This is a genomic window from Amantichitinum ursilacus, from assembly GCF_001294205.1.
Lineage (GTDB): Bacteria > Pseudomonadota > Gammaproteobacteria > Burkholderiales > Chitinibacteraceae > Amantichitinum > Amantichitinum ursilacus.
This window is the reverse complement of sequence record NZ_LAQT01000012.1, coordinates 1-21,310: the sequence shown is the minus strand read 5'-3', so window position 1 is coordinate 21,310 and position 21,310 is coordinate 1. Positions and strand designations below refer to the sequence as shown.

Here is a 21,310-nt window from a genome sequence, read left to right as displayed (position 1 = left end):
ATATGCAGCTGAATTTAACAAGGGCGCGGTCTGCGCCCTGATCTCAGCGCGTAAGCGAAGGAAAAGCTCCATGTCCGCCCCCAGCACCCAGGCACCCATCGGCCGTATCGATCGGGTGGCGTCCACATCCAGCCACAAATGGCGGGTGGTGGTGCTGTTATGTTGTTGCGCGGTGGCGGCGTGCTCGGCCATGCGCGGAGATGCCAATCTCTCTTCTTCCGCTGCCCCGGTGATTGCGGGCGCAGCGTCTTTGCTTAGCGTGTATGCGGCTTCCAGCCGTGTGGATGCAGGCGGCTCCCTCTGGTTTCAGGCGCAAAACGGCAGCCGTCCCACCGATCAGGTGATCTGGATGGTCAATGGCATTCAGGGGGGCAATGCGGAAGTGGGCGTGATTTCGGCCAGCGGCGTGTACCGTGCGCCCGCGCATGTGACGGGCGCTCTGCCGGTGACGATCCAGGCCGCGCTGAAGGATAGCCCGCTGGTGACTTCCACGGCCCCGCTCACCGTGTTCGGTATCTAATCAAGAACGCTGTCATAGGTTGGGGCGGCGATCCCGTCTAGCCCCCCAAAAGTGGCCCATCAGGATCCACCGCAGTTGGGTTGGATGCGTTACTTTCCGCGCACACTCACTCCCCGTCTTTTTTCGCCAGCTCAAACAATCCCTGGTAGTGGCTGCGCACCTGGCTTAGCACATGATGCAAGCCGCTGCATGCGCTGAGCAGCGCCATATCCACCGGTTGTTGTTGCGCTTCCGCCAGCGCCAGCGCGGCCTGGATGCTGTCGAGCATGCCGTTGGCCTCGGCCAGCAATCTGGCGCCGGCATCATAATGGCTCAGCAGATAATCGAATTCTTCGCTGGAGGCGGGGGTGGGGTTCATGTCGGGCGTTTGCATTGTTATCGGTATTTCCGCAGCGAAGGTGAGTGGCGTCCTGAAAGCCGGACACAGCATAGAAGTCAGCACCATCGGGCTCAAGCACCGATTTTGCTGGCTGTGACAAGCAACACCACAGACCTCGGTAAATGCCGAGGGTTCCCTCGGATTTCGCCCCGGACGATCGAATCAACGCCCTACGCGCTCGCCTCAGCCGCCGCCTTAGCCGGTTGCGCACGCGATGCGATCACAATCGCCGCCATCACGCACAGCAACGCAATGCCATGCACCGGCAGCAGTTTTTCTTGCAGAAATACCACCGCATACGCCACCGCAGCCACCGGCAACGCGGCGGTAAACACGCCTGCGGTTTGCGCGGGCACATGGCGGATGCCCTTCATCCACAACCAGAACGACAACACACTGGCCGCCAGCCCATACCAACCCACTTGCAACCAAGTGGCGGCAGCCACGCCGGCCAGGTCAAAGTGCCACAAGGCATACAAGCCCAGTGGCAACATCAGGCCCAGGCCGATCAGATGGGTATAGGCGCAGATTTCGATCGCGGGCAAAGTTTGCGTCAGACGGCGGCTCAAAATCACATAAATGGATTCGCAACACACTGCCGCCGCCACCAGCGCATTGCCCAGCAGCGAGGTCTCGGCCCCACCCGATGCGCGCGTGGTATTGATGATCAGCATGCCCGCCATCGCCAGCGCCACCGCCAGAATCGCCCGCGGGCCGGGCCGTTCTTTCAGCAGCGGCCACGACAACAAAATCACCACCGCGGGGATGGTGCTGGTGATGACACCGGCGGCCAGTGCACTGGTATGCGATACGCCGTACAGCATAAACAGCGTAAACAGAAACGTGCCAAACAGCGCCTGCAAAAACAGCGCCAGCCATTCGCTGCGGCGCACCGCCCGCATACGCGCCGGCTTGTACACCGGCAACAGCACGCCGACGCCAATCACAAAGCGCAGCAGCGCAAACAGCATCACCGGCACTGCCACCACAATCGATTTGCCCAGCCCGACATTCGTCCCGACCAACGCCATCGAGGCCAATAAAAACAGCACATATCGATTGAATTTCATGATCACATCTTGCGCAGAGTAAACAGAAACGGGGGCCGCAGCCCCCGTCGAATAGACAGCCATCAAGCGTGGCTGATTTCAGCACCGCCTTCGAGGTAAGCGGCGCGCACTTCCGGGCTAGCCAATAGTTCTTTGCCGGTGCCCGTCAGCACAATGCCGCCATGCTGCAGCACGTATCCGCGATGCGCAACTTTCAGCGCATGGTGCGCGTTCTGCTCCACCAGCAAGATGGTCATGCCTTCTTTGTTCAGCGCCTCGATGGTGCGAAAGATCAGCTTGATATACAGCGGGGCCAGGCCCAGCGACGGTTCGTCCAGCAGCAACAAGGTCGGCCTGCCCATCAGTGCGCGGCCGATGGCCAGCATTTGCTGCTCGCCGCCCGACAGCGTGCCCGCGCGTTGTGCCTGCCGCGCTTCCAGCACCGGAAACAGCTCGAACACGCGTTTGATATCGCCATCAAAGTGTTCCGGCTTGGCAAAGGTCGCGCCCATCTGCAGGTTTTCCAGCACCGTCATCCGCGGAAAAATGCGCCGCCCTTCCGGCACCAGCGCAATGCCCTGACGCGAAATATCATGCGTGGCCATCCGGGTGATATCGCGCCCCTGATAGCTGATGCTGCCTTGCGACGCGCGCGGCTGGCCAAACAGCGTCATCATCAGCGTGGATTTACCGGCGCCGTTAGCGCCGATCAACGTGACGATCTCGCCCTCTTCCACGTGGATATCCACGCCGCGCAAGGCATGGATGGCGCCGTAATGCGCATGCACGCCGGCAAAAGTAAGCATGCTCATGCGGCAGCCTCCTCGGTGTCTTTGTCTTCTTCGCCCAGATACGCTTTGATGACGTGCGGGTCTTGCTGGATATGCTGCGGCGAACCTTCGGCGATCTTGTGGCCAAAGTTAAGCACGCAAATATGATCGGACACGCGCATCACCACGCTCATATCGTGTTCGATCAGCAAGATGCCTTTGCCGTGTTCACGCGATAGATACAGCAGCAGCTCGTTCAGCTCAGCCGATTCGCGCGGATTAAGGCCCGCGGCCGGTTCATCCAGACACAACAACAGCGGGTCCACACACAAGGCGCGTGCAATTTCGATACGCCGTTGCGTGCCATAAGACAGATTGCCGGTGACGGTATCGGCGCGGTCCAGCAGATTAAGCCGCGTTAACCAGGTACGCGCTTTTTCCAGTGCGGCTTCACGCGCCTGGCGGTAATCCTTCAGCCCCAGCAAACCAGCCAGCGAGAAGCGCGACGCGTGCTGCAAGGCGTTGTGCTGCGCCACCATCAGGTTTTCCAGCACGGTCATGTTGGGAAACAGCCGGATGTTCTGGAAGGTACGCACCACACCCGCTTTGCGCGCTACGTGATACGACGGCATCTGGTTCAGCAACATCGGGCCGCGCTGCGGATGATGCATGCGCACGCTGCCTTCGGTGGGTTTGTAAAAGCCGGTCAGGCAGTTAAAAAACGTGGTCTTGCCCGCGCCGTTGGGGCCGATGATCGAAGTGACTTTGCCTGCAGGCACCTGCAGCGACAGATTATCGAGCGCGGTCAGGCCGCCAAAGCGCATGGTCAGGTTTTCGACTTCCAGCAGCAAGGGGCTGGCCGGGTCGTGCGGATTCAACGCGCTCATGCGGCAGCTCCCAGGCGTAAGGTCGGTTCACGTTTGGCGATAATGCCGCCTGGACGCCACACCATAATCAGAATCATGGCGGCGCCGAACAAAAACATGCGGTATTCCGAGAAATCACGGCCCAGCTCCGGCAACACCACCAGCAGCAAGGCGGCGATCACCACACCCAACTGGCTGCCCATGCCGCCCAGCACCACGATGGCGAGGATGGTGGCCGACTCGGAGAACACAAAGCTCTCGGGCGAAATAAAGCCCTGGCGTGCGGCAAAGAACACCCCGGCAAAGCCGCCCAGCATCGCGCCAATGGCAAACGCCGACAGCTTGATATTGGTGACGTTAATCCCCATCGCCTTACACGCCAGTTCGTCCTCGCGCACCGCTTCCCACGCCAGACCCACCGGCAGCTTGCGCAAACGCGAAACAAACAGGTTGGTCAGCAGCGCCAGTGCCAGGATCAGGTAATACAAGAAGGTCACCCGGTGGTCCGGCGAGTATTCCAGATGGAAAAAGCTGGCAAAGGTGGCGCCATCATCACTATCTGGTTTGAACGGCAAGCCAAAGAAGGTGGGGCGCGGAATCGAATTAACGCCATTGGGGCCACCGGAAAACTCGGTCCAGTTAAGCAGGATCAGCCGGATGATTTCACCAAAGCCCAGCGTCACGATGGCCAGATAGTCACCGCGCAAACGCAGCGTGGGCCAGCCCAGCAACAGACCAAAGCTGGCGGCCAGCAAGCCCGCCACCGGCAGCGTCTGCCAGAAACCCCAGCCAAAGTGGGTCGACAGCAAGCCATAGCTATAAGCTCCGACCGCATAGAACGCCACGTAGCCCAGATCCAGCAAACCCGCCAGACCGACCACCACATTCAAACCCCAGCCCAACATCACGTAGATCAGCACCGTGGTGGCGGTGTCGATGACGTAACGGTTGCCCGAGAACGCAATCGGCAACATCACCGCCAGACCGAGCGCGGCAAAACCAATCCAGGTGAGCCACGGCCGCGATTTGGCCACGGCGGGTCTGGCTTGTTCGCGCCGCTTTTTGCGCAAACTGAAAATATCGATCAGCCACTGAAAAAACAGCCGCCCCACAAACACCACGCCCACAAAACCAGCCAGCAACGGCCAGCGCGTAATCACCGCCAGCGCGCCGCCGACATCGGCAGTGGCCAGGCCCAGCATCGGCACGCCCAGCACCAGCGCGATCAAGGCCGCGCCGACGCCATCCTTCAGCCGCTGTGCCGCGCCTTTGGGTTGAGTAATCAAAAGACCCATCAGACTTTCTCCACTTCAGGACGGCCGAGCAGGCCGCTGGGGCGGAACATCAGCACCAGAATCAGAATGACAAAGGTGGCGACATCTTTATATTCCGGCGACAGATACGCGCTCCAGAACGATTCGATCATGCCGATGATCAAGCCGCCCAGCATCGCGCCCGGCAGCGAGCCGATGCCACCGAGCACCGCTGCGGTAAACGCCTTGATGCCCGCCACAAAGCCAATCGAGAAATCGACCACGCCGTAATACACAGTCACCATCACGCCGGCCACCGCAGCCAGCGCCGCGCCCAGCATAAAGGTCAGCGAAATGGTGCGATCAACATTGATGCCCAGCAGCGCCGTCATCGTGCGGTCTTGCTCGCAAGCGCGTTGCTGGCGGCCAAACGACGTGCGCGTAATCAGCGCGGTAAAGCCAATCAGCAAGGCCACCGTCACCAGTACGATCAGGATTTGCGTGTACGCCAGGTGCACGGTAAAGCCGTTGGCGGTAAACAGCTCCAGCGAGCCCGGCAGCAGCGTCGGCACCGGCTTGACGCGCGCGCCTTGCGTAATCTGCACCATGTTCTGCAAGAAAATCGACATGCCGATGGCCGAGATCAGCGGGGCCAGCCGGGTGGAATTGCGCAGCGGCCGGTAGGCGGTGCGTTCCACGGTCCAGCCATACACCGAAGTCAGCGCAATCACAATCACCAGCACCAACACCAGCATCAGCGGCACCGAGCTGATGCCCAGCGCCGACAACAGCGTAATAAACGTGACCGCCATAATGGCGCTCACCATATAAACATCGCCGTGGGCGAAATTGATCATGCCGATGATGCCGTACACCATCGTGTATCCCAGTGCGATCAAGCCATAGACCGCGCCCAGCGTCAGTCCGTTGATCAACTGTTGGATAAATTGGCCCATTCGGGTCACTCCAGTCAGACGTTAAACACGCGATAAAAAAACGGGGCGGGCCGCCATGGCCCTGCCCCGCTCATGCGCTTACTTCAGCACGTCGTACTGGTTGCCTTTCCATTGGTAAACCACAAAGCCCGGCGACTTCAGATCGCCCTTGGCGTCAAACGACAGCTTGCCCACCACGGTATTGAAGGTGCCACCGGCCAGTGCTTTCTGCAGATCGGTGTACTTGACGGTCTTGGCTTGCGTGGCGGCTTGCTGGAACAACTGGAATGCCGCGTAGGCATACAGCACGTAGCCATCCGGTTCTACCTTGGCGTCACGGAAGCGCTTGACCACATCCGCGGCTTCCGGGTTTTTGCGCGAATCCGGCGCAAAGGTAAACATCACGGCATCGGCATTACCGCCCGAAGCGCCCACGATTTCGTTGTTGGACAGCGTATCGCCACCCAGCACTTGCAGCTTCAGGCCCGCTTGCTGCGCCTGGCGCAAGATCAGCGCCACTTCGGTGTGATAGCCACCGTAGGCCATCACTTCAACGCCAGCGGCTTTCAGCTTGGACACCAGACCGGAATAATCTTTTTCACCCGCAGTAATCGATTCGCGCAGCACCGGCTTCTTGCTGCCCATGCCTTCGGCGATCTCATCGGCCAGGCCCTTGCCGTAGGCGCTCTTGTCATCCACTACGGCAATCTTCTTGTTGGCGAATTTGCTGGCGAGAAATTTGCCGCCGATTTCGCCCTGCTGGTCGTCACGACCCATGATGCGGAAGATGTTCTTCAGGCCGCGTTCGGTCACCTTGGGGTTGGTGGACACGGTGGCCATCGGGATTTGCGCTTCGTTGTAGATTTCCGAAGCCGGGATGGTGGAGCTGCTACACCAGTGGCCGTGCATGAATACGATGTGCTTGTTCACCATCGCGTTGGCCACCGAAACGGCTTGTTTCGGATCGCACGCGTCATCGCCAATTTCCAGTTTCAGTTTCTGGCCCAGCACGCCGCCTTTGGCATTGATATCGGCAATTGCCATTTCGGCGCCTTTGCGGATTTGCTCGCCGGCGGAGGCATATTCGCCCGTCATCGGGCCTGCAATTGCAACTTCATAATCGGCAAAGGCCGATGCGCTGATCAGGGTTACCAGGCTGGCTGCTACGGGCAGCAGTTTTTTCATTGCGGTTTTCACTTTGCCGATCTCCATTTTTTGTTACACGGTTTAATTACGAGCAAATATTCAAAGCAAGTACGAACCTGGATTCCGCGTGGATTCCGGTGCAGCAGGCAAGCCGGGGGCCGCCACGCTGTACGCTGGCCAGCAAAACCGGCCAACGGCGCCTGACCATGGCGGCAGCCATCATCAGGGCATTCAGTTTTTATTGGCGCTTTGCGGGCAATGCCAATAAACCGGGTTTATCAGAATTTATTAATAAACCACGTCTTCAATTTGTATTTAAAACGTTCGTTGTTTAACTGCAGCTTGTATTGCAGTGTGTCGATGCACGCGACTTATTTATTCGGCTATTCGATCAGCCCCGTGGGGCGCGCCATTGTTCTGCAAATGGCTGAGCGATAAAGACGCCGATTCTTTCACTTCTTCCATCACGGTATAACTGTGGGTCACCCGGATACCGGGGATATTGCTAAGTACCTTGCCGAGGAATGAGCGATAAGACGCCATATCCGGTACGCGTATCTTTAACAGGTAGTCAAAGCCGCCGGCCACCATAAAGCACTCCTGGATCTCAGGGATGCCTTGCACCGCATCTCGAAATGCTTCGAAAACACTTTCTGAAGTGCGCTCCAGCGACACTTCGATAAAAACCAGTAAACCCAATCCCACCTTGTCGGCCGACAACAAGGCGTTGTAATGCTTGATCACGCCGGCTTGCTCCAGCGAGCGCACGCGCTCCAGGCACGGCGTGGTGCTCAGGCCCACATGTCTGGCCAATGCCACGTTGGTCATGCGGCCGTTTTGCTGCAGCGCTTCCAGAATTGCCAGGTCAATCTGATCCAGTTTCATGCGTACGCCTTGCCGTGAGAAAAGGTCTGACCACGTGGTCAAACCGGCCTTGTCTTCACTACAAACCTCACCGATCGCTGATCGACTCATGATGCCGATGCGGCGCTGAACCATGCACACTTTCTGTCAAATCACCTTAACCCAGGACAATATTCTGTGATGTAAGTGTTTTCCAGAATAAGTCATTAGACAGCGCATTGACGGGTATGCAAGAACAGTGCCAGCAAGGCACGGCGCGGCCTGGGGCGTTGCAAAGGCGCATTAAAACGGCAAAACCGCGGTCATGACGCGGTAACGGAAGTGTGGCGCGCATGCACCAGTGACGACCCCAGCACACCCGCAATCAGCAGCACCATCGCCACGATTTCCAATGGATGCGGCCAGCGCGCCTCGTAAATAAAGCCATAGAGCAAGGCGAATACGGTTTCGAAGACGATCAGTTGGCCGCCCAGGGTGATGGGCAAACGGCGCGTGGCGGCATTCCATAAACTGGTGCCGACGATGGACGGAAAGATGGCCACCAGCGTCATCAATAACAAAAACCACGCCCAGTTTCGGGGCGCGGTGTGCGCCACGCTGGGCCAGCACCACAGCACCAGCGCCACTACCGCCGCCAATGCGCCGGTGATGACGCCCGTCAGCAGCGACCAGTCATGGCTGCTCCAGCGCGGATGGCGCATCAGATAACGCGCATTGCCCAACGCATATGCGCTCCAGCTAAACAGCGCGCCCGCAGCGGCCAGCAAACCGATGATCTTTTGCCACAGCGTGGTGTGAGCGCCGCCCGCGCCGGTGAGTACATCGGCCCCGGTGCACAGCACGCCCAGCACGATGGCCAGCAATGGCCAGCACAAACGTCGCAGCGGTATCTCGCCATGGCCCAGCGAGCCCACGACCGCCACCACCACCGGCAACATGCCCACCACCAGCGAGGTGGGCGCAATGCCGATCAACTGCACGCCCGCCGCCAGGCAAACGTAGTAAACCAGATTGCCCAGCAGACTCAGCCACAGCAGCGCCTGGTAATCGGCGCGCGTCAGCCGCTGCAGATAACTGCGCGCTCGGGGCAGCACCAACGCCAGCGACACCACGCCATACAGCACATAGCGGCCCGCCATCTGTTCAAACGGCGTAAACCCCGGCAGCAATTGCGGCACCAGAAACACCATGCCCCAGACTGCGCCGGTGAGTGCGCCCAATCCTATGCCTTGCCACATGCCGCGCTGACCACCTGTTAGTTGGGTGGAGCATGGTGCCAGCAATCGGCCAGCAACAGATGTCAGGGACATCCCTGGCCGCACGGCGTATGTCAGCACCGCATCCCGGCTGACCGAACGGTGCGGCCGGGTGTGCCGTTCACGCGACACTTGCCACCGTTCATACCGCAACACGGCGTGCGAGGGCCGACGATAGCCACGCTGTATGGCGCATAAACACTGCATTGATGGCAGACGTGTCGGCAGATACAAAGCGATACGGCACGCCGTTTTTGCGTTTGCAGCATTCAGTAGTTGCTGGTTTCTCAGAATGAGTGAAAATAGCCGCCATCCAGCCGTGTTTTGCGGAGCGTCGTGCATGTATTGGTCGCCCCACCAACCGCGCTGGGGCGCGCAATTAACGCCTGATTACAGTGCTTTAAGCCGTTTTATCTATCGATACGCCAGGAGCGATTCCATCAAGTCCGGTCTTGTTGTTACTGCCTTGCGCCCGAGCGTGTAGCCGCCATGAAACTGTACGCGCCCCGCGCACAAGTTCTGGCATTACGCGCCGAGACGCTCGCCGCTAAAGAGCCCGCCCCCGCGGCGCTGCTGGAGCTGGCCTGGCACGTCCGGCAGGAAGAGCCGCAACTGGCGATGCGGCTGTTGGCGCAGCTGGAAAACACGCTGCACGAAGCCTACGACCCGTCGCAATCCAGTATGCATGCACGCGCCGCGCTGATCCGTGCGGAGCTGGCCTGGCTGACCGCCGATTTTGCCGAAGCCGAGTATCAACTGACCGTCGCCACCGCTGGCTTTGTGGCGGCCGAAGATGAAGAAGGCCAGGGCGATACCTGGCTGTTGGGGTCGCGGCTGGCGCATGACCAATCTCAAATCGAACGGCGCGAACACGCGCTGGCCGAGGCACAACGTTATTACCGTCGCGCGCGTGAACCGTATCGCGTGCTGGCCTGCGATGTCTGGCAAGCGGTAGACCATTGTTTTAGCGGCAACGCGCCCATGCTGGCCCACGCCAGCCAGGACGCGTGGGCGCAATACCCGGAAGACCCCGCGCTGTGCGGCCTGATTTGCTACGCACGCGCGCAATTTGATTTTCTGTCGGGCGATTACGTTGAAGCGCACATGGCCTTTGAAGAAGGCGAGCGCTATCTGCAAGACGCCGGCCTGATGCGCATGATGATTTCGTGCATCGTCAACGCCGGTGGCGGCATGGGTAATCTGGGCGACTTTGAAACCCAGGCCTTGTGCGTGGAACGCGCCCTCACCCACGCGCGGCCGCGCGGCTGGCCGCAGGCCATGGGCGGCTGTTTATATAGTCTGGGCGATGTGTATAACGCGCTGGGCCGCTTTGACGCCGCGCGCACCGCCGCGCTGGAAGCCCGGCAGTGGCTGCTGCCCATGAACCGCTCGCGCATCTTTGTGGCGGTGGTGACCTTTCTGGCCGAAGTCACGTTACGGCTGGATTTGCCTGAAGAAGCGCACGCCGAATTCGAAGAAGCCAGGCTGGCGGCCGAGGAAGGCAATCAGCCCGAATTGCTGGGCCGCATCCGCGTCGGGCTGGCATGTTGTTTGTCGGCGCTAGGACAAGGCGCCAGCGCGCTGGCGATGGCGCATCAGGTGGCGCAAGACAGCGAAGGCTTTGACCACATCACCAACCAGATGGCACGCATGGCCATCGCGCGCATTCTGGTGCAGAACCCCGACCTGCCCGGCCCACCCGAGATGCAGGCGCCGACGCCCGCGCTGCATTATCTGGACGAGCTGTGGCAAACCCAATGCCATGTGCCGCAATGGTCGCCCGAAGATGACTTGCTCAAGATCTATGCCGAGGCATGGGAGCAAGCGGGCTCTATTGCCGAATCGTTGCGCTACGAGCGCATGCGCATCGCCGCGCTGAACGAAGAAAACACGCGCCGCGCCACGCGGCAGATTGCCGCCACCTCGGCCCGGCATGAAGCCGAAACCGCGCGCATCGAGGCCGAACATCAACGCCAGTTGCTGGCTACCGAACGCAAACGACTGGGCATACTGGAAAGCCTGGGCCGCATCGGCCAGGAAATTACCGCCACGCTGGACCCGCAGGATATTTTTGACACGCTGGCGCGCCACGCCGGCGCCATGCTGGATGTGGCAGGCCTGCGCGTGTGGTTATTGCAAGACGATGTGCTGGTGCCGACCTACACGCTGGAAGGCGGCAACGCCGTCACCATGGGTCGCGATGTGCCGCTGGATGACCCCGCCGCCAACAGCGCACGCGCGGCGCGCGAAGGCCACGAGATTCTGGTGGAAACCGAACCTGGTCAGGTCAGCGCCACCCATATCCCCGGCACGCGCCATATGTATAGCAGTCTGTTTGGCCCGCTGATGGTGGGTACGCGTTTGCTGGGTGTGATCTCGATCCAGTCGGCGCGGCCGCATGCCTACGGCGAGCTGGAACGACTGGTGTTTCGCAATATCGCCGCCTATAGCGCGATTGCATTGGGCAATGCGCTTAACTACCGCATGTTGAGCGTGTCGCATCACAAGCTGGTGGAAGCGCAAGCCGAGCTGGAACGCCATGCCAGCCTCGATGCGCTCACTGGCCTGCACAACCGCCGCCATCTGATGCTGACCGCCACCGAGCATATTGAGCGCGCGCGCAATGCCAGTCAGTCGCTGGCGGTGCTGATGGTGGATATCGATCACTTCAAGCCGATCAACGATACCTACGGCCACGCCGCCGGCGATGAGGCGTTGCGCGTTACCGCTGATGTGCTGCGCAGCTGTGTGCGGCCCGGCGATATCGTGGCGCGCTTTGGTGGTGAAGAAATCGTGGTGCTGTTGCCCGATACCCCGGCCGCGCTGGCCCTGAATGTCGCCGAGCGCGTGCGCGTGGCGATCTGCGCCAATACGGTTGAATTTGAGCATGCGCGCTTCAATCTGACCGTGAGCATCGGCGTGGCGACGTGGCAGGCGTACGAGAGCCGCATTGACGATGCCTTGCGCCGCGCCGACCAGGCGCTGTATCACGCCAAAGCCCACGGCCGCAATGTGGTGAAAATGGATCTGATCGCCGCCACCGAGATTGATCACTGATTCTAATTAACGGCGGCAGCGATGCCCGCACCCTACGTTGCATCGCGCAAGTGGCTGACAGCGGCCGCGTGGCGCGCAAGGCAAGCTTGAAGCTACGCGACATGGGTCCGCCCGGTGGCGGCGGATGCGTCAGTCAGGCCAGAACCCCGTAAATCTCCTGGTTGAGCCCGTAAGCCAAGCGCCGCACAATCGTCGTGCAGAAAAGCGGTTTATCCGCCTGGCGAATATCGACACGCCACTGCAATTACGGGAAAAAAAGCATGAGCCGCGAAATTGATCATATTCATGAAGTACTGCGCAAACTCAAACGCGATGCGGCAGAGGTCGTCAGCGCGTGGTACGACCCGGGTTCGACGCAATACGAACTGGAACTGGCTGAATTGTTGATTGCCAACAATCTGAACCAGTTATTGGCCATGCGCGTCGTGGCACTGGATGTGGCGCGTACGCATCAACATCAGATGGCAGCTACCACCAACGGCACAGCCCGGGTCGGCTTGTCGCGCACCATCGCCGCGGCGGAAGCGCTGGACCGCGATCTGGAACTTGTGCTGGCGCGCGTTTAACAGCGCCTGTTGCTTGAATGCAAGCAAGGCCATTGCGGCACGGCCGCGGCCGTTAAACAACAAGGGCGCGATATTGATCTGCGCCCTTTTTTGTTGCCCTGCCCCGCACCCGTTGAGCGGACTTTATGCGGTCAATAAACCCTGACCGAGAAAATCACCGTCTTTGCTCACGCCCGGCAAGGCAAAGAAATATCCGCCGCCAATCGGCTTGATATATTCCTCTAGCGGCTCGCCATTCAGCCGCGTTTGCACCGTCACAAAGCCTTTCATCAAATCCGCCTGATACGCCACAAATAACAGGCCCATATCAAACTGGCCCGATTTAGTAATGCCGCGCGAATAGTTATAGCCGCGGCGCAAAATCAGGTTTTCCTTGGTAGCTTCGGTGCGCGGATTGGCAAGGCGGATATGCGCATCCATCGGAATTTTTTTGCCGTGCGGATCATCGGCAAAGTCCGGCACATCGTGTTCGTTTTTATGACCCAACGGCGCGCCATTGGCCTTGTCGCGGCCAATAATGTTTTCTTGCTCGCGCAACGGCGTGCGATCCCATTGTTCGACCAGATTGCGCACCACGCGCACCACCTGATAGCTGCCGCCGACGGTCCAGGAGGGCTCTGCCGATTGATCGCTGACCCACACCAGCTGATTCATCAACTGATCGTTTTGCGCATCGATATTGGCCGAACCATCTTTAAAGCCCAATAAATTGCGGACTGTTTCGGTGCCCATTTTGCGCAGCGTATGCGGCGGCAAAAAACCATCCATTTTCCAGCGCACCGACAATAAATCGGGCGTGTGTTTTACGATATCGCGCAAGGCGTGGATATTGGTTTCGGCGGTATTGGAACAGATTTGCAGCAGCAAATCGCCGTGGCACAAATCGGCATCCAGTTGATCATTGGGGAATTGCGGCATTTCGCCCAGATGTTTGGGCTTGTGCTCGGCCAGACCAAACCGCTGATCAAAGATTGACGCGCCCACCGACACCGTCATGGTCAGGTTGTCCGGATAGATATTCGGGCCCAACACGCCGCTGTCCATCGGTGGCATGCGCGGATCGTCTTCCGGCGCGCGACCTCCCTTGGTGAGGAAATCGGCGCGCGCGGTCAGCAGGCGGAACAGGCGTTCGAGTGCGGCCTTGTCTTTGGCCAGCACATCAAACGCCACCACCAGCGCTGCGGCCGGTTGCGGCGTAACGATGCCCGCTTGATGGTTGCCGAAAAAGGGCTGGCGCTCCGACGTGGTGTCGGGCCATTTCGGCTGCACGTTCGCGCCCACGGTGGTCGCCACCAAAGCGCCCAAAGCCGCTGCCCCCCCACCGACGCCGAGGCCCAGCAACAGGCGGCGGCGCGACGCATTGGTGGGCGCATCCGCCGCCGTGCTAGCAGGGCTGGCCGGTTGCGCTTGCGGTTCGAGAGACTCTGGGCGTTTATCCATGGTGCGACTTCTTTCTATCAAATGTTAAAAATTACCGCTTTTTGCAGACTGCCAGATGCGACAACGCCCGGCGCAAGGCGCCGGGCTTGTCGGGGGTAGCGGCGGGAACAACGCCCTGCCAGTTACGCGCCAGTCGCCAAGGCTTAGTCCATGCCCAGCGTGCCACGCAGCTTGGACAAGTCTTCCGCCAGCGCCGTGATCGGGCCCTTCAGCGCGTTACGGTCGGCTTCGGTCACTTTCTCGTAGCTCACGTAACCGTCACCTTTTTTGTACTTGGCCAGCAGATCGTCCACTTCCTTGAAGTTGGCATCGATCTTGGGCGACAAGCTAGCGTCGGCCTTGTCCACCAGCGGACGCAGCAGGTCATACACCTTCTTGGCGCCGTCGACGTTGGCCTGGAAATCAAACAGATCGGTGTGGCTGTAGCGATCTTCTTCACCGCTGATCTTGGTCTTGGCCACTTCTTCGATCAGCTCGGCCGCGCCGCCGACCAGTTTCTTCGGCGGGAAAGCCAGCGTGTCGACGCGTTTTTTCAGCTCTTGCGTGTCGGCCAGCAGCTTGTCGGACAGATCATTCAGGCCCTTGGTCGACTTCTCGGCAAACAGGCCGTATTCGATACGGTGAAAGCCGGTAAAGGTCGGATCTTTTTCTTTGTCCTTGAAGTCGTCAGCACGTGCATCCATCGACTTGTCCAGATCGCTGAACAGTTCGGCGATCGGCTCGATGCGCTCGTAGTGCTGACGGGTCGGGCCGTACAGCGCCTGCGCTTCTTTCAGCTTGCCGGCCTTGACGGCGGCGGTGAACTTGCCGGTGGCATCAACCAGCGCGCTGACTTCGGCAGCCACGTAGGCTTTGTAATCGGTCAGCGGTTGGTTCAGCGCATCGAGCGACGGGCCAGCGGCGGCGGGTTGGTCGCCATTGGCGGTAACGGTCAACTTGCCTTTGGGGTTGCTGAGCAGGCCGCAAGTGATGTCGTAATCACCGGCTTGCAGATCGGCGCTCAGGCTTTGGGTAAAGCCGGGCGCGATGTTTTCACGCTCTTCCACCACGATCACGCCCTTGAGGATTTCCCACTCCACCGCGCGCGCACTTTTGTTAACAATCTTGAACGTGCTCTTGCCGGCCGGAACGCTCAGTGCGTTGGTTTCGCAACCCTCGTCCTTGATCACAACGGTGTATTCGCCCGGTTTGCCAGCAGGGGCCGCAGCGGCGATCGAAGCGGCAGGCGCGGATGCGGCGGTATCAGCAGCGGGTGCGGACGGCTTTTCGCAAGCGGTCAGCGCGGCCAGCAGGGCCAGCGCCAGCGACGGTTTCAGTGTGGAGCGGACGTTCATTTAGGGTGATTTCCTCAGGTATCGCTTTCTTGTTTTTGAAAAACAGCAGGTATTTGCACAGCGTATTTATTCAGTCAAACGCGTCGCTCAGGCCGTCACGGCCGGCGTACGCACTGGCTTGTTGCTGGCCAGAAACAGATACAGCGCCGGGATCAGGAACAACACCCACGCCAGCAGTTCGCCCACGGTGGGCGCATCCTGATAACCAAACATGCCGCCGAGAATGACGCCCAGCGGGCTATCCGAGGGCAGCGTGTGTTGCAGGTTGAACGCGATGCCTTGCAGGCCGTTCCACAAGCCCGCTTCGTGGAAAGCCTTGACGGCACCAGCCAGCAAGCCTGCAGCCACAAAGACGATAAAGATGCCGGTCCAGCGGAAGAACTTGCGCAGATCCAGCCGCACACCACCCTGGTAAATGGCAAAGCCCAATGCCGTGGCCACCACCAGACCCAGCACCGCGCCAATCGGGGCGCCGATGCCCACATCCTGCTGGAAGGCAGCCATCAAGAAGAACACCGATTCAAGGCCTTCTCGCGCTACTGCAAAGAACACCATGCCAATCAACGCCCAGGCTTGGCCCTTGCCATTGTTGAGCGCGTGGTCGATCGAATCATGCAGATGCGCCTTGATGGAACGCGCCGCCTGCTTCATCCAGAACACCATCGAGGTGAGGATGACGACGGCGATCAGCGCGACGATGCCTTCAAACAATTCTTGCTGCTTTTGCGGAAACTGGCCTTCGGCGGCATTGATGCCATAACCGAGGCCCAGACACAGCAGCAGCGCGATGCCGACCCCTGCCCACACCATGGGCATATAGCTGCCACGGCCCGATTGCTTCAGATAACTGGCGATGATGCCGACGATAAGCGCGGCTTCCATGCCTTCACGCAACATGATCAAAAAAGGTACGAGCATTCTGATAAACAGGGATTTTGATTGTCGACGCGGAATAGTAGTCCCGTAAGCGGCTTAATGCAAACGATTCGCATTTGGAAGTGTAGAAAATACGACTTTCTGTAACATTGGCGTGCTATGCGTGCCTGTGCGCGGCCGGTCGGACTTTCTGTTGAGGCGTTTGCGCTGCCAGCAAAAGAGCAAAATACGCTGACGGATCAAACCGCTGCGTGCTGCCAGAGGGGTACGATGGTAAAGTGCGATGTCAGCCTGTAACTGACAAATTCCGACTTACCGTCGCGGCGCGCCGCAGCAGAAAAGGTATCGCACTGCCCATGCACGATCCCATCGCCGATGACGTTGCCGCCATCCAGTCCATCGAAGCCGTCCCCACCATCCTGCAAGTGATCGCGCAGACCACCGGCATGCGCTTTGCCTGCGTGGCACGCGTAACGCAAGATCGCTGGACTGTGTGTGCGGTGCATGACGCGATTTCGTTTGGACTTACGCCGGGCGATGAGTTGCAGGTGGCCACCACCTTGTGCAGCGTGGTGCGCGATACCAACGCGGGCGTGATCATCGACCATGTGAGCGAAGACCCGGATTTTCATGATCACCCCTGCCCGGCCATGTACGGTTTTGAGAGCTATATCTCGATTCCGCTGTACCGGCGCAACGGCGAATATTTTGGCACGCTGTGCGCGCTGGACCCTTTGCCCGCCGATGTATCGAATAGCGCGACAGTGAACACCTTCAATCTGTTCTCACAATTGATTTCCTCGCAATTGCAGACCGAGGACGAATTACGCGCCAGCCAGGCCGCCCTGCTGACCGCACAGCAAACCGCAGAATTGCGCGAGCAGTTTATTGCCGTGCTGGGCCACGATCTGCGCACGCCGCTGGCGTCGATCCTGATGGGGGCCGATGTGTTGCTGAAGCGGCCCCTGGACGAATCCACCGCCAGCATTCTGCTGCGCATCCGTAAAAGTGGCGCGCGCATCTCCACTCTGGTGGACGACGTGCTCGACTTTGCCCGCGGGCGTATGGGCGGCGGCATCATGCTGACGCGGCGCTGGACCGATACGCTGGGTGCAGACTTGCGCCAGGTGGCGGCCGAAACGCAGAGCAACTTTGAAGGTCGCGCCATCAAAGTGGAGATCAATATCGACGCCCAGGTGTTTTGCGACCCCACACGCATTGCGCAGTTATTGTCCAACCTGATGAACAACGCGCTGACCCATGGCGCGCCTGCGGTGCCGGTGAGCGTGGCCGCCAACGTGGTGCGCGAACGTCTGTGTATCAGCGTCAGCAATGGCGGCAGTCCCATCCCGGCGCAAACGCTGCCCAATCTGTTCAAACCGTACTGGCGCGGCGCGGCGGCCGATGCCAACACCGGGCTGGGCCTGGGTCTGTACATCGTCAGCGAAATTGCGCAGTCGCATGGCGGCGAACTGGTGGTGACTTCGGACGCCGAGCAGACCTGCTTTACTTTCACGCTGCCGCTGACGCCGCAACGTGTGCTGAACTGATCCCCCGCTAACTTTACAGCGTGTAGGACGCACGCCGGTGCAAACCGGGCGCGCGGTCGGTTACGGTGCTGCAGGGCGCGGCAGTCTCTGGCGCCTGGATCTGTGCCCACGCGGGCACCTCGGGAGATTGGACCATCATGGCAGTACAAACATTTGTAGAAGGCTCTACCGGCCGGGTGCTGTTGACCGGCGCTTATGACTTCAGCATGCAAGCCGATCTGCGCGCCGCCGTCGATACGGTTAACGCCAATCAGAACATTGACCAGATCCTGCTGGATTTTGGCGGCGTGGATTATGTAGACAGTACCGGGCTCGGCATCCTGTTACTGATCAAAGAAAAAGTGTCCACAGCGCACAAGGCGCTGACGCTGGTGAATTGCTCCAATAGCGTAAAAGCGACACTCGACATCGCCTGTTTTGGTCGGATCTTCGAAATTCAGTAAATCCTGATCTTCTTGCTGCGATGCGTCATAGGGCCACGTTTGTGGCCCTTTTGTTTGCCTGCTTGCTGAAAACCCCTATCCCATTATTTTGTAAGCAATCTTCCCTAAACAGCTAATAGGAATTATTCTTATTAGCAATTGCATTTGCTGTGCCGGTTTTAGCGTAAAAACGCCCTCTTTTCTGACTCAAAAGGTCAGCAACGAGGGCAAATTTTGATTGCGGGATAAACAAAACAATGAATAAACGTACTCCGATTGCGATGGCCGTGGCCATTGCGTGCCAACTGCCTATTGCCAACGCGGCCGACAATGCCGTGCCGGATCAACTCGAAACTGTTGTCGTCACCGCCAGCGCGGATGCGTCCAAAGACGGTCTGCAACCGGCCTACGCCGGCGGCCAGGTCGCCAAGGGGGGCCGCGCCGGTATCCTCGGCAGCAAGAACAATATGGATACGCCGTTTGCCATCACGGCCTATACCAACGAGCTGATCAAGGAACAGCAAGCGCACGGCGTGGGCGATGTGCTGGAAAACGCACCCGGTGTGCGCGTGGCGCGTGGCTTTGGCAACTTTCAGGAATCGTATTTCATTCGCGGCTTTATCCTGAGCTCGGACGATATCGCCTACAACGGCTTGTACAGCCTGCTGCCGCGCCAGTACATCGCAACCGAACTGTTTGAGCGCGTTGAAGTCCTGCAAGGCGCAACCGGTTTTCTGACCGGCGCGGCGCCGAACGGCGGCGGCATTGGCGGCTCGATCAACCTGCTGCCCAAGCGCGCCCCGAATACTGATCTGAATGAAATCACCGTCGGCGTGGCCAGCGGCGGATCCGGCACGGTGTCAGCCGATGTGGCGCGCCGCTTTGGTCCGGACAAAAGCATCGGTCTGCGCGTGAATGCCGGCTATACCGATGGCGGCACCGCCATCGATGACGAAAAAGCGGCGACTGCTGTGATGTCGGTGGGCCTGGACTGGCGTGGCGAAAACGCGCGTATCTCTGCCGATATCGGCCAGCAAAGCAACCGTCTGAAAGAAACCCGTCCGAGCGTGACGCTGGGCGCGGGCGTCACCGCCCTGCCGTCGGCGCCGGATGCCAGCAAAAACTTTGCGCAGCCGTGGAGCTATTCCAACGAGCGCGATACCTTCGGCACCCTGCGCGGCGAGTACGACTTCAGCAAAGACATTACCGGTTGGGCAGCCTACGGCATGCGTCGCAGCCACGAAGCCAATTCGCTGGCCAATATGACCGTCAACGATAACGACGGCAACGGGAGCGTGTACCGCTTTGATAACACGCGTGATGACCGTGTCGACACCGCTGAACTGGGCCTGCGCGGCAAGCTGAAGACCGGTTCGATCGGCCACGAGTGGGTGCTGGCAGGTAGCTTCTTCGAGCTTAAGAAAGACAACGCCTATGCGATGGACTTCTTTAACACGCTGAATACCAACATTTATCACCCGACGTCTTATGCCGAACCCGCGATTTCGAGCACGGCGTTTCTGGGCAATACGCTGGATACCCCGCTCACCACCGGCATCATCCGTCTGACCAGCGCTGCGGCTGGCGATACGCTGTCGATGCTGGATGACCAGGTGTTGGTGACGGCGGGTGCGCGCTATCAACACTTTGATATCACCAATTACGCGTACAACACTCAAGCGGCTGATCCGGCTTATATCAAGAGTCGCGTTAGCCCGGCCGTGGCCATCGTGTACAAGCCGATCAAACAAGTGTCGGTGTATGCCAACTACATCGAGGGTCTGGCGCAGGGCGATACCGCGCCGAGCACCGCCACCAACCGCGGCGAAATGCTGTCGCCGTTTGTGTCGAAGCAAAAAGAAGTGGGCGTGAAGTATGACGGCGGTCGTCTGGGCGCAGGCCTGGCGCTGTTTAGCACCACCAAGCCGCGTTCGATTCTGAATAGCGATTCGTACTTCAGCTCGTCGGGCGAAGATCGTCATGAGGGTGCGGAATTGACCGTATATGGCGTTGCCATGCCCGGTTTGCGCGTGCTGGGCGGTGTGACGTGGCTGAACGCACGTCAAAAGAACACCGGTTCCACCACCACTGAAGACAAGCACGTTATTGGCGTGCCGACCTCGCAGGCCAATATGGGCGTGGATTGGGACATCAAACAAATCGAAGGCCTGTCGGCCAATGCGCGCGTGATCTACACTGGCTCCGCGTACGCCAATGACCTGAACACGATCGAAGTGCCGAGCTGGACGCGTCTGGACTTGGGTATGGCCTACGCCACCGAATGGAGCGGTCGTCCGGTCACGCTGCGCGCGCGTCTGGATAATGTGTTCAATCGCGACTACTGGGCCTCTGTGGGCGGCTATCCTGGCTACGGCTATCTGACCGTGGGCGCACCGCGTACGGTATCGGTCAGCGCCACGGTGGATTTCTGATCTTTGATCGAGTGATTTCCTTGCTGTCGTTCGTTTGATCCGCTTTTAGCAGAGCGATTAAGGCCCACTGAGAAGTGGGCCTTTTTTTATGCGCGGCGTTTTGGCGAATGCTTGAGCGATGCGGTACTTGCTGAAGGGATGACGTGGCTGCAGCAAGATGCAGACGCTGGGGACGGCGATCCATCCGGGCTTTATCAGGTGCGCCGTGGCTTGGGCATAAACGTCATGCAGGGTTGCAGCGAGGCCTCGATGACGTCGAGCTGCGGCTTGCGTTTGCTTTTGAAGTTAAGCGCACGGCAACCGTAGGGAAACTTGGGATCGTAGGTGATGTGGTAGTGCGCACAGCGCGTGCAATCCGGCACAGCGGGGTCAGTTGGATTACGACTCATGGTGCGCCCTCCTTCGCGCCGGGATCGGCATTATCCTGCGACTGCGTGGTTAGCAGTGATAGCGGCAGTTCAGCGATAAAGCCGGACTGTTTGTATCTTAGGCGGTCGGGGCGGCGGTGGGTTTTGCCTGGCGTTTTGGCGGCGCGGCTTTGAGAGGGCTGCCGGAGGCCTGGCAGCTTTTCTATCCATGCTCCATGCTTGCGGCG

Annotated in this window: 21 protein-coding genes; 7 read left to right on the top strand and 14 right to left on the bottom strand. The window is 59.5% G+C overall.

Annotated elements, in window-relative coordinates; genetic code table 11:
- Positions 1-70 precede the first annotated feature (70 nt).
- Positions 71-520, top strand: coding sequence for a hypothetical protein (locus WG78_RS14925; RefSeq protein WP_053938646.1), 450 nt, complete (start codon positions 71-73; stop codon positions 518-520).
- 106 nt (positions 521-626) lie between these two features.
- Here the strand turns inward: WG78_RS14925 and WG78_RS14920 are convergent, their stop codons facing one another.
- The 7 genes from WG78_RS14920 to WG78_RS14890 all read right to left on the bottom strand — a co-directional run bounded on the left by WG78_RS14920 (position 627) and on the right by WG78_RS14890 (position 6,957).
- On the bottom strand, positions 627-878 hold the full coding sequence (locus WG78_RS14920) for a hypothetical protein (protein WP_152969227.1): 252 nt from the start codon (positions 876-878) through the stop codon (positions 627-629).
- Positions 879-1,069: 191 nt separating this feature from the next.
- Entirely contained in the window at positions 1,070-1,969 is a 900-nt protein-coding gene (locus WG78_RS14915; RefSeq protein WP_053938644.1) for a DMT family transporter, read from the bottom strand.
- A gap of 62 nt (positions 1,970-2,031) precedes the next feature.
- Positions 2,032-2,760, bottom strand: a complete 729-nt coding sequence (locus WG78_RS14910; RefSeq protein WP_236692055.1) for an ABC transporter ATP-binding protein — start codon at positions 2,758-2,760, stop codon at positions 2,032-2,034.
- Positions 2,757-3,605 carry an ABC transporter ATP-binding protein gene (locus WG78_RS14905; RefSeq protein WP_053938643.1) on the bottom strand — a complete coding sequence of 283 codons (849 nt, stop codon included), beginning with the start codon at positions 3,603-3,605 and terminating at the stop codon, positions 2,757-2,759. Before WG78_RS14905 ends, WG78_RS14910 begins: the two co-directional genes overlap by 4 nt.
- A complete protein-coding gene (gene livM, locus WG78_RS14900) occupies positions 3,602-4,879 on the bottom strand; it encodes a high-affinity branched-chain amino acid ABC transporter permease LivM (protein ID WP_053938642.1) in 1,278 nt (425 codons plus the stop codon). The genes WG78_RS14905 and livM overlap by 4 nt, the downstream gene beginning before the upstream one ends.
- Complete coding sequence (locus WG78_RS14895) at positions 4,879-5,793, bottom strand: ABC transporter permease subunit (RefSeq protein ID WP_053938641.1); 915 nt, start codon at positions 5,791-5,793, stop codon at positions 4,879-4,881. The genes livM and WG78_RS14895 overlap by 1 nt, the downstream gene beginning before the upstream one ends.
- Positions 5,794-5,871: 78 nt before the next feature.
- Complete coding sequence (locus WG78_RS14890; RefSeq protein ID WP_053938660.1) at positions 5,872-6,957, bottom strand: branched-chain amino acid ABC transporter substrate-binding protein; 1,086 nt, start codon at positions 6,955-6,957, stop codon at positions 5,872-5,874.
- Here WG78_RS14890 and WG78_RS14885 point away from each other — a divergent pair.
- Positions 6,957-7,253 (top strand): hypothetical protein, encoded by a 297-nt coding sequence (locus tag WG78_RS14885; RefSeq protein ID WP_152969226.1) that lies wholly within the window; start codon positions 6,957-6,959, stop codon positions 7,251-7,253. The genes WG78_RS14890 and WG78_RS14885 overlap by 1 nt on opposite strands.
- A 40-nt stretch (positions 7,254-7,293) precedes the next feature.
- Here the strand turns inward: WG78_RS14885 and WG78_RS14880 are convergent, their stop codons facing one another.
- Positions 7,294-7,803 carry an Lrp/AsnC ligand binding domain-containing protein gene (locus WG78_RS14880; protein ID WP_053938639.1) on the bottom strand — a complete coding sequence of 170 codons (510 nt, stop codon included), beginning with the start codon at positions 7,801-7,803 and terminating at the stop codon, positions 7,294-7,296.
- A gap of 281 nt (positions 7,804-8,084) precedes the next feature.
- Positions 8,085-9,020: a DMT family transporter gene (locus WG78_RS14875; protein WP_152969225.1), complete on the bottom strand. Its 936-nt coding sequence runs from the start codon at positions 9,018-9,020 to the stop codon at positions 8,085-8,087.
- 507 nt (positions 9,021-9,527) lie between these two features.
- On the opposite strand from WG78_RS14875, the gene WG78_RS14870 reads away from it, so the two are divergent.
- Positions 9,528-12,095: a sensor domain-containing diguanylate cyclase gene (locus WG78_RS14870; protein WP_053938637.1), complete on the top strand. Its 2,568-nt coding sequence runs from the start codon at positions 9,528-9,530 to the stop codon at positions 12,093-12,095.
- Between the two features lie 260 nt (positions 12,096-12,355).
- Positions 12,356-12,661 carry a hypothetical protein gene (locus WG78_RS14865; RefSeq protein ID WP_053938636.1) on the top strand — a complete coding sequence of 102 codons (306 nt, stop codon included), beginning with the start codon at positions 12,356-12,358 and terminating at the stop codon, positions 12,659-12,661.
- Between the two features lie 123 nt (positions 12,662-12,784).
- Here the strand turns inward: WG78_RS14865 and efeB are convergent, their stop codons facing one another.
- The 3 genes from efeB to efeU all read right to left on the bottom strand — a co-directional run bounded on the left by efeB (position 12,785) and on the right by efeU (position 16,353).
- Complete coding sequence (gene efeB / locus WG78_RS14860) at positions 12,785-14,101, bottom strand: iron uptake transporter deferrochelatase/peroxidase subunit (RefSeq protein ID WP_053938635.1); 1,317 nt, start codon at positions 14,099-14,101, stop codon at positions 12,785-12,787.
- Between the two features lie 143 nt (positions 14,102-14,244).
- Positions 14,245-15,435 carry an iron uptake system protein EfeO gene (gene efeO, locus WG78_RS14855; RefSeq protein ID WP_083459172.1) on the bottom strand — a complete coding sequence of 397 codons (1,191 nt, stop codon included), beginning with the start codon at positions 15,433-15,435 and terminating at the stop codon, positions 14,245-14,247.
- An 87-nt stretch (positions 15,436-15,522) separates the two neighbouring features.
- A complete protein-coding gene (gene efeU, locus WG78_RS14850) occupies positions 15,523-16,353 on the bottom strand; it encodes an iron uptake transporter permease EfeU (protein ID WP_053938634.1) in 831 nt (276 codons plus the stop codon).
- A gap of 314 nt (positions 16,354-16,667) precedes the next feature.
- On the opposite strand from efeU, the gene WG78_RS14845 reads away from it, so the two are divergent.
- The 3 genes from WG78_RS14845 to WG78_RS14835 all read left to right on the top strand — a co-directional run bounded on the left by WG78_RS14845 (position 16,668) and on the right by WG78_RS14835 (position 20,715).
- On the top strand, positions 16,668-17,861 hold the full coding sequence (locus tag WG78_RS14845) for a GAF domain-containing sensor histidine kinase (protein WP_053938633.1): 1,194 nt from the start codon (positions 16,668-16,670) through the stop codon (positions 17,859-17,861).
- A gap of 137 nt (positions 17,862-17,998) precedes the next feature.
- Positions 17,999-18,304: an STAS domain-containing protein gene (locus tag WG78_RS14840; RefSeq protein ID WP_083459169.1), complete on the top strand. Its 306-nt coding sequence runs from the start codon at positions 17,999-18,001 to the stop codon at positions 18,302-18,304.
- Between the two features lie 236 nt (positions 18,305-18,540).
- Positions 18,541-20,715 carry a TonB-dependent receptor gene (locus tag WG78_RS14835; RefSeq protein WP_053938631.1) on the top strand — a complete coding sequence of 725 codons (2,175 nt, stop codon included), beginning with the start codon at positions 18,541-18,543 and terminating at the stop codon, positions 20,713-20,715.
- Positions 20,716-20,909: 194 nt separating this feature from the next.
- Here the strand turns inward: WG78_RS14835 and WG78_RS14830 are convergent, their stop codons facing one another.
- Both WG78_RS14830 and WG78_RS23155 read right to left on the bottom strand, forming a co-directional pair.
- Positions 20,910-21,104: a hypothetical protein gene (locus WG78_RS14830; RefSeq protein ID WP_053938630.1), complete on the bottom strand. Its 195-nt coding sequence runs from the start codon at positions 21,102-21,104 to the stop codon at positions 20,910-20,912.
- Positions 21,101-21,310, bottom strand: a 210-nt coding sequence (locus tag WG78_RS23155; RefSeq protein ID WP_236692054.1) for a hypothetical protein, incomplete at its 5' end; no start/stop codon positions are given. The genes WG78_RS23155 and WG78_RS14830, both read right to left, overlap by 4 nt.

Bases quoted from the DNA above. Each gene is read 5' to 3' on its own strand.
- WG78_RS14895 (WP_053938641.1), bottom strand. From the start codon at position 5,793: ATGGGCCAATTTATCCAACAGTTGATCAACGGACTGACGCTGGGCGCG.
- WG78_RS14925 (WP_053938646.1), top strand. From the start codon at position 71: ATGTCCGCCCCCAGCACCCAGGCACCCATCGGCCGTATCGATCGGGTG.
- WG78_RS14845 (WP_053938633.1), top strand. From the start codon at position 16,668: ATGCACGATCCCATCGCCGATGACGTTGCCGCCATCCAGTCCATCGAA.
- WG78_RS14830 (WP_053938630.1), bottom strand. From the start codon at position 21,104: ATGAGTCGTAATCCAACTGACCCCGCTGTGCCGGATTGCACGCGCTGT.
- livM (WP_053938642.1), bottom strand. From the start codon at position 4,879: ATGGGTCTTTTGATTACTCAACCCAAAGGCGCGGCACAGCGGCTGAAG.
- WG78_RS14870 (WP_053938637.1), top strand. From the start codon at position 9,528: ATGAAACTGTACGCGCCCCGCGCACAAGTTCTGGCATTACGCGCCGAG.
- WG78_RS14910 (WP_236692055.1), bottom strand. From the start codon at position 2,760: ATGAGCATGCTTACTTTTGCCGGCGTGCATGCGCATTACGGCGCCATC.
- efeU (WP_053938634.1), bottom strand. From the start codon at position 16,353: ATGCTCGTACCTTTTTTGATCATGTTGCGTGAAGGCATGGAAGCCGCG.
- WG78_RS14840 (WP_083459169.1), top strand. From the start codon at position 17,999: ATGGCAGTACAAACATTTGTAGAAGGCTCTACCGGCCGGGTGCTGTTG.
- WG78_RS14880 (WP_053938639.1), bottom strand. From the start codon at position 7,803: ATGAAACTGGATCAGATTGACCTGGCAATTCTGGAAGCGCTGCAGCAA.
- WG78_RS14835 (WP_053938631.1), top strand. From the start codon at position 18,541: ATGAATAAACGTACTCCGATTGCGATGGCCGTGGCCATTGCGTGCCAA.
- efeO (WP_083459172.1), bottom strand. From the start codon at position 15,435: ATGAACGTCCGCTCCACACTGAAACCGTCGCTGGCGCTGGCCCTGCTG.
- WG78_RS14915 (WP_053938644.1), bottom strand. From the start codon at position 1,969: ATGAAATTCAATCGATATGTGCTGTTTTTATTGGCCTCGATGGCGTTG.
- WG78_RS14875 (WP_152969225.1), bottom strand. From the start codon at position 9,020: ATGTGGCAAGGCATAGGATTGGGCGCACTCACCGGCGCAGTCTGGGGC.
- efeB (WP_053938635.1), bottom strand. From the start codon at position 14,101: ATGGATAAACGCCCAGAGTCTCTCGAACCGCAAGCGCAACCGGCCAGC.
- WG78_RS14890 (WP_053938660.1), bottom strand. From the start codon at position 6,957: ATGAAAAAACTGCTGCCCGTAGCAGCCAGCCTGGTAACCCTGATCAGC.
- WG78_RS14905 (WP_053938643.1), bottom strand. From the start codon at position 3,605: ATGAGCGCGTTGAATCCGCACGACCCGGCCAGCCCCTTGCTGCTGGAA.
- WG78_RS14920 (WP_152969227.1), bottom strand. From the start codon at position 878: ATGAACCCCACCCCCGCCTCCAGCGAAGAATTCGATTATCTGCTGAGC.
- WG78_RS14865 (WP_053938636.1), top strand. From the start codon at position 12,356: ATGAGCCGCGAAATTGATCATATTCATGAAGTACTGCGCAAACTCAAA.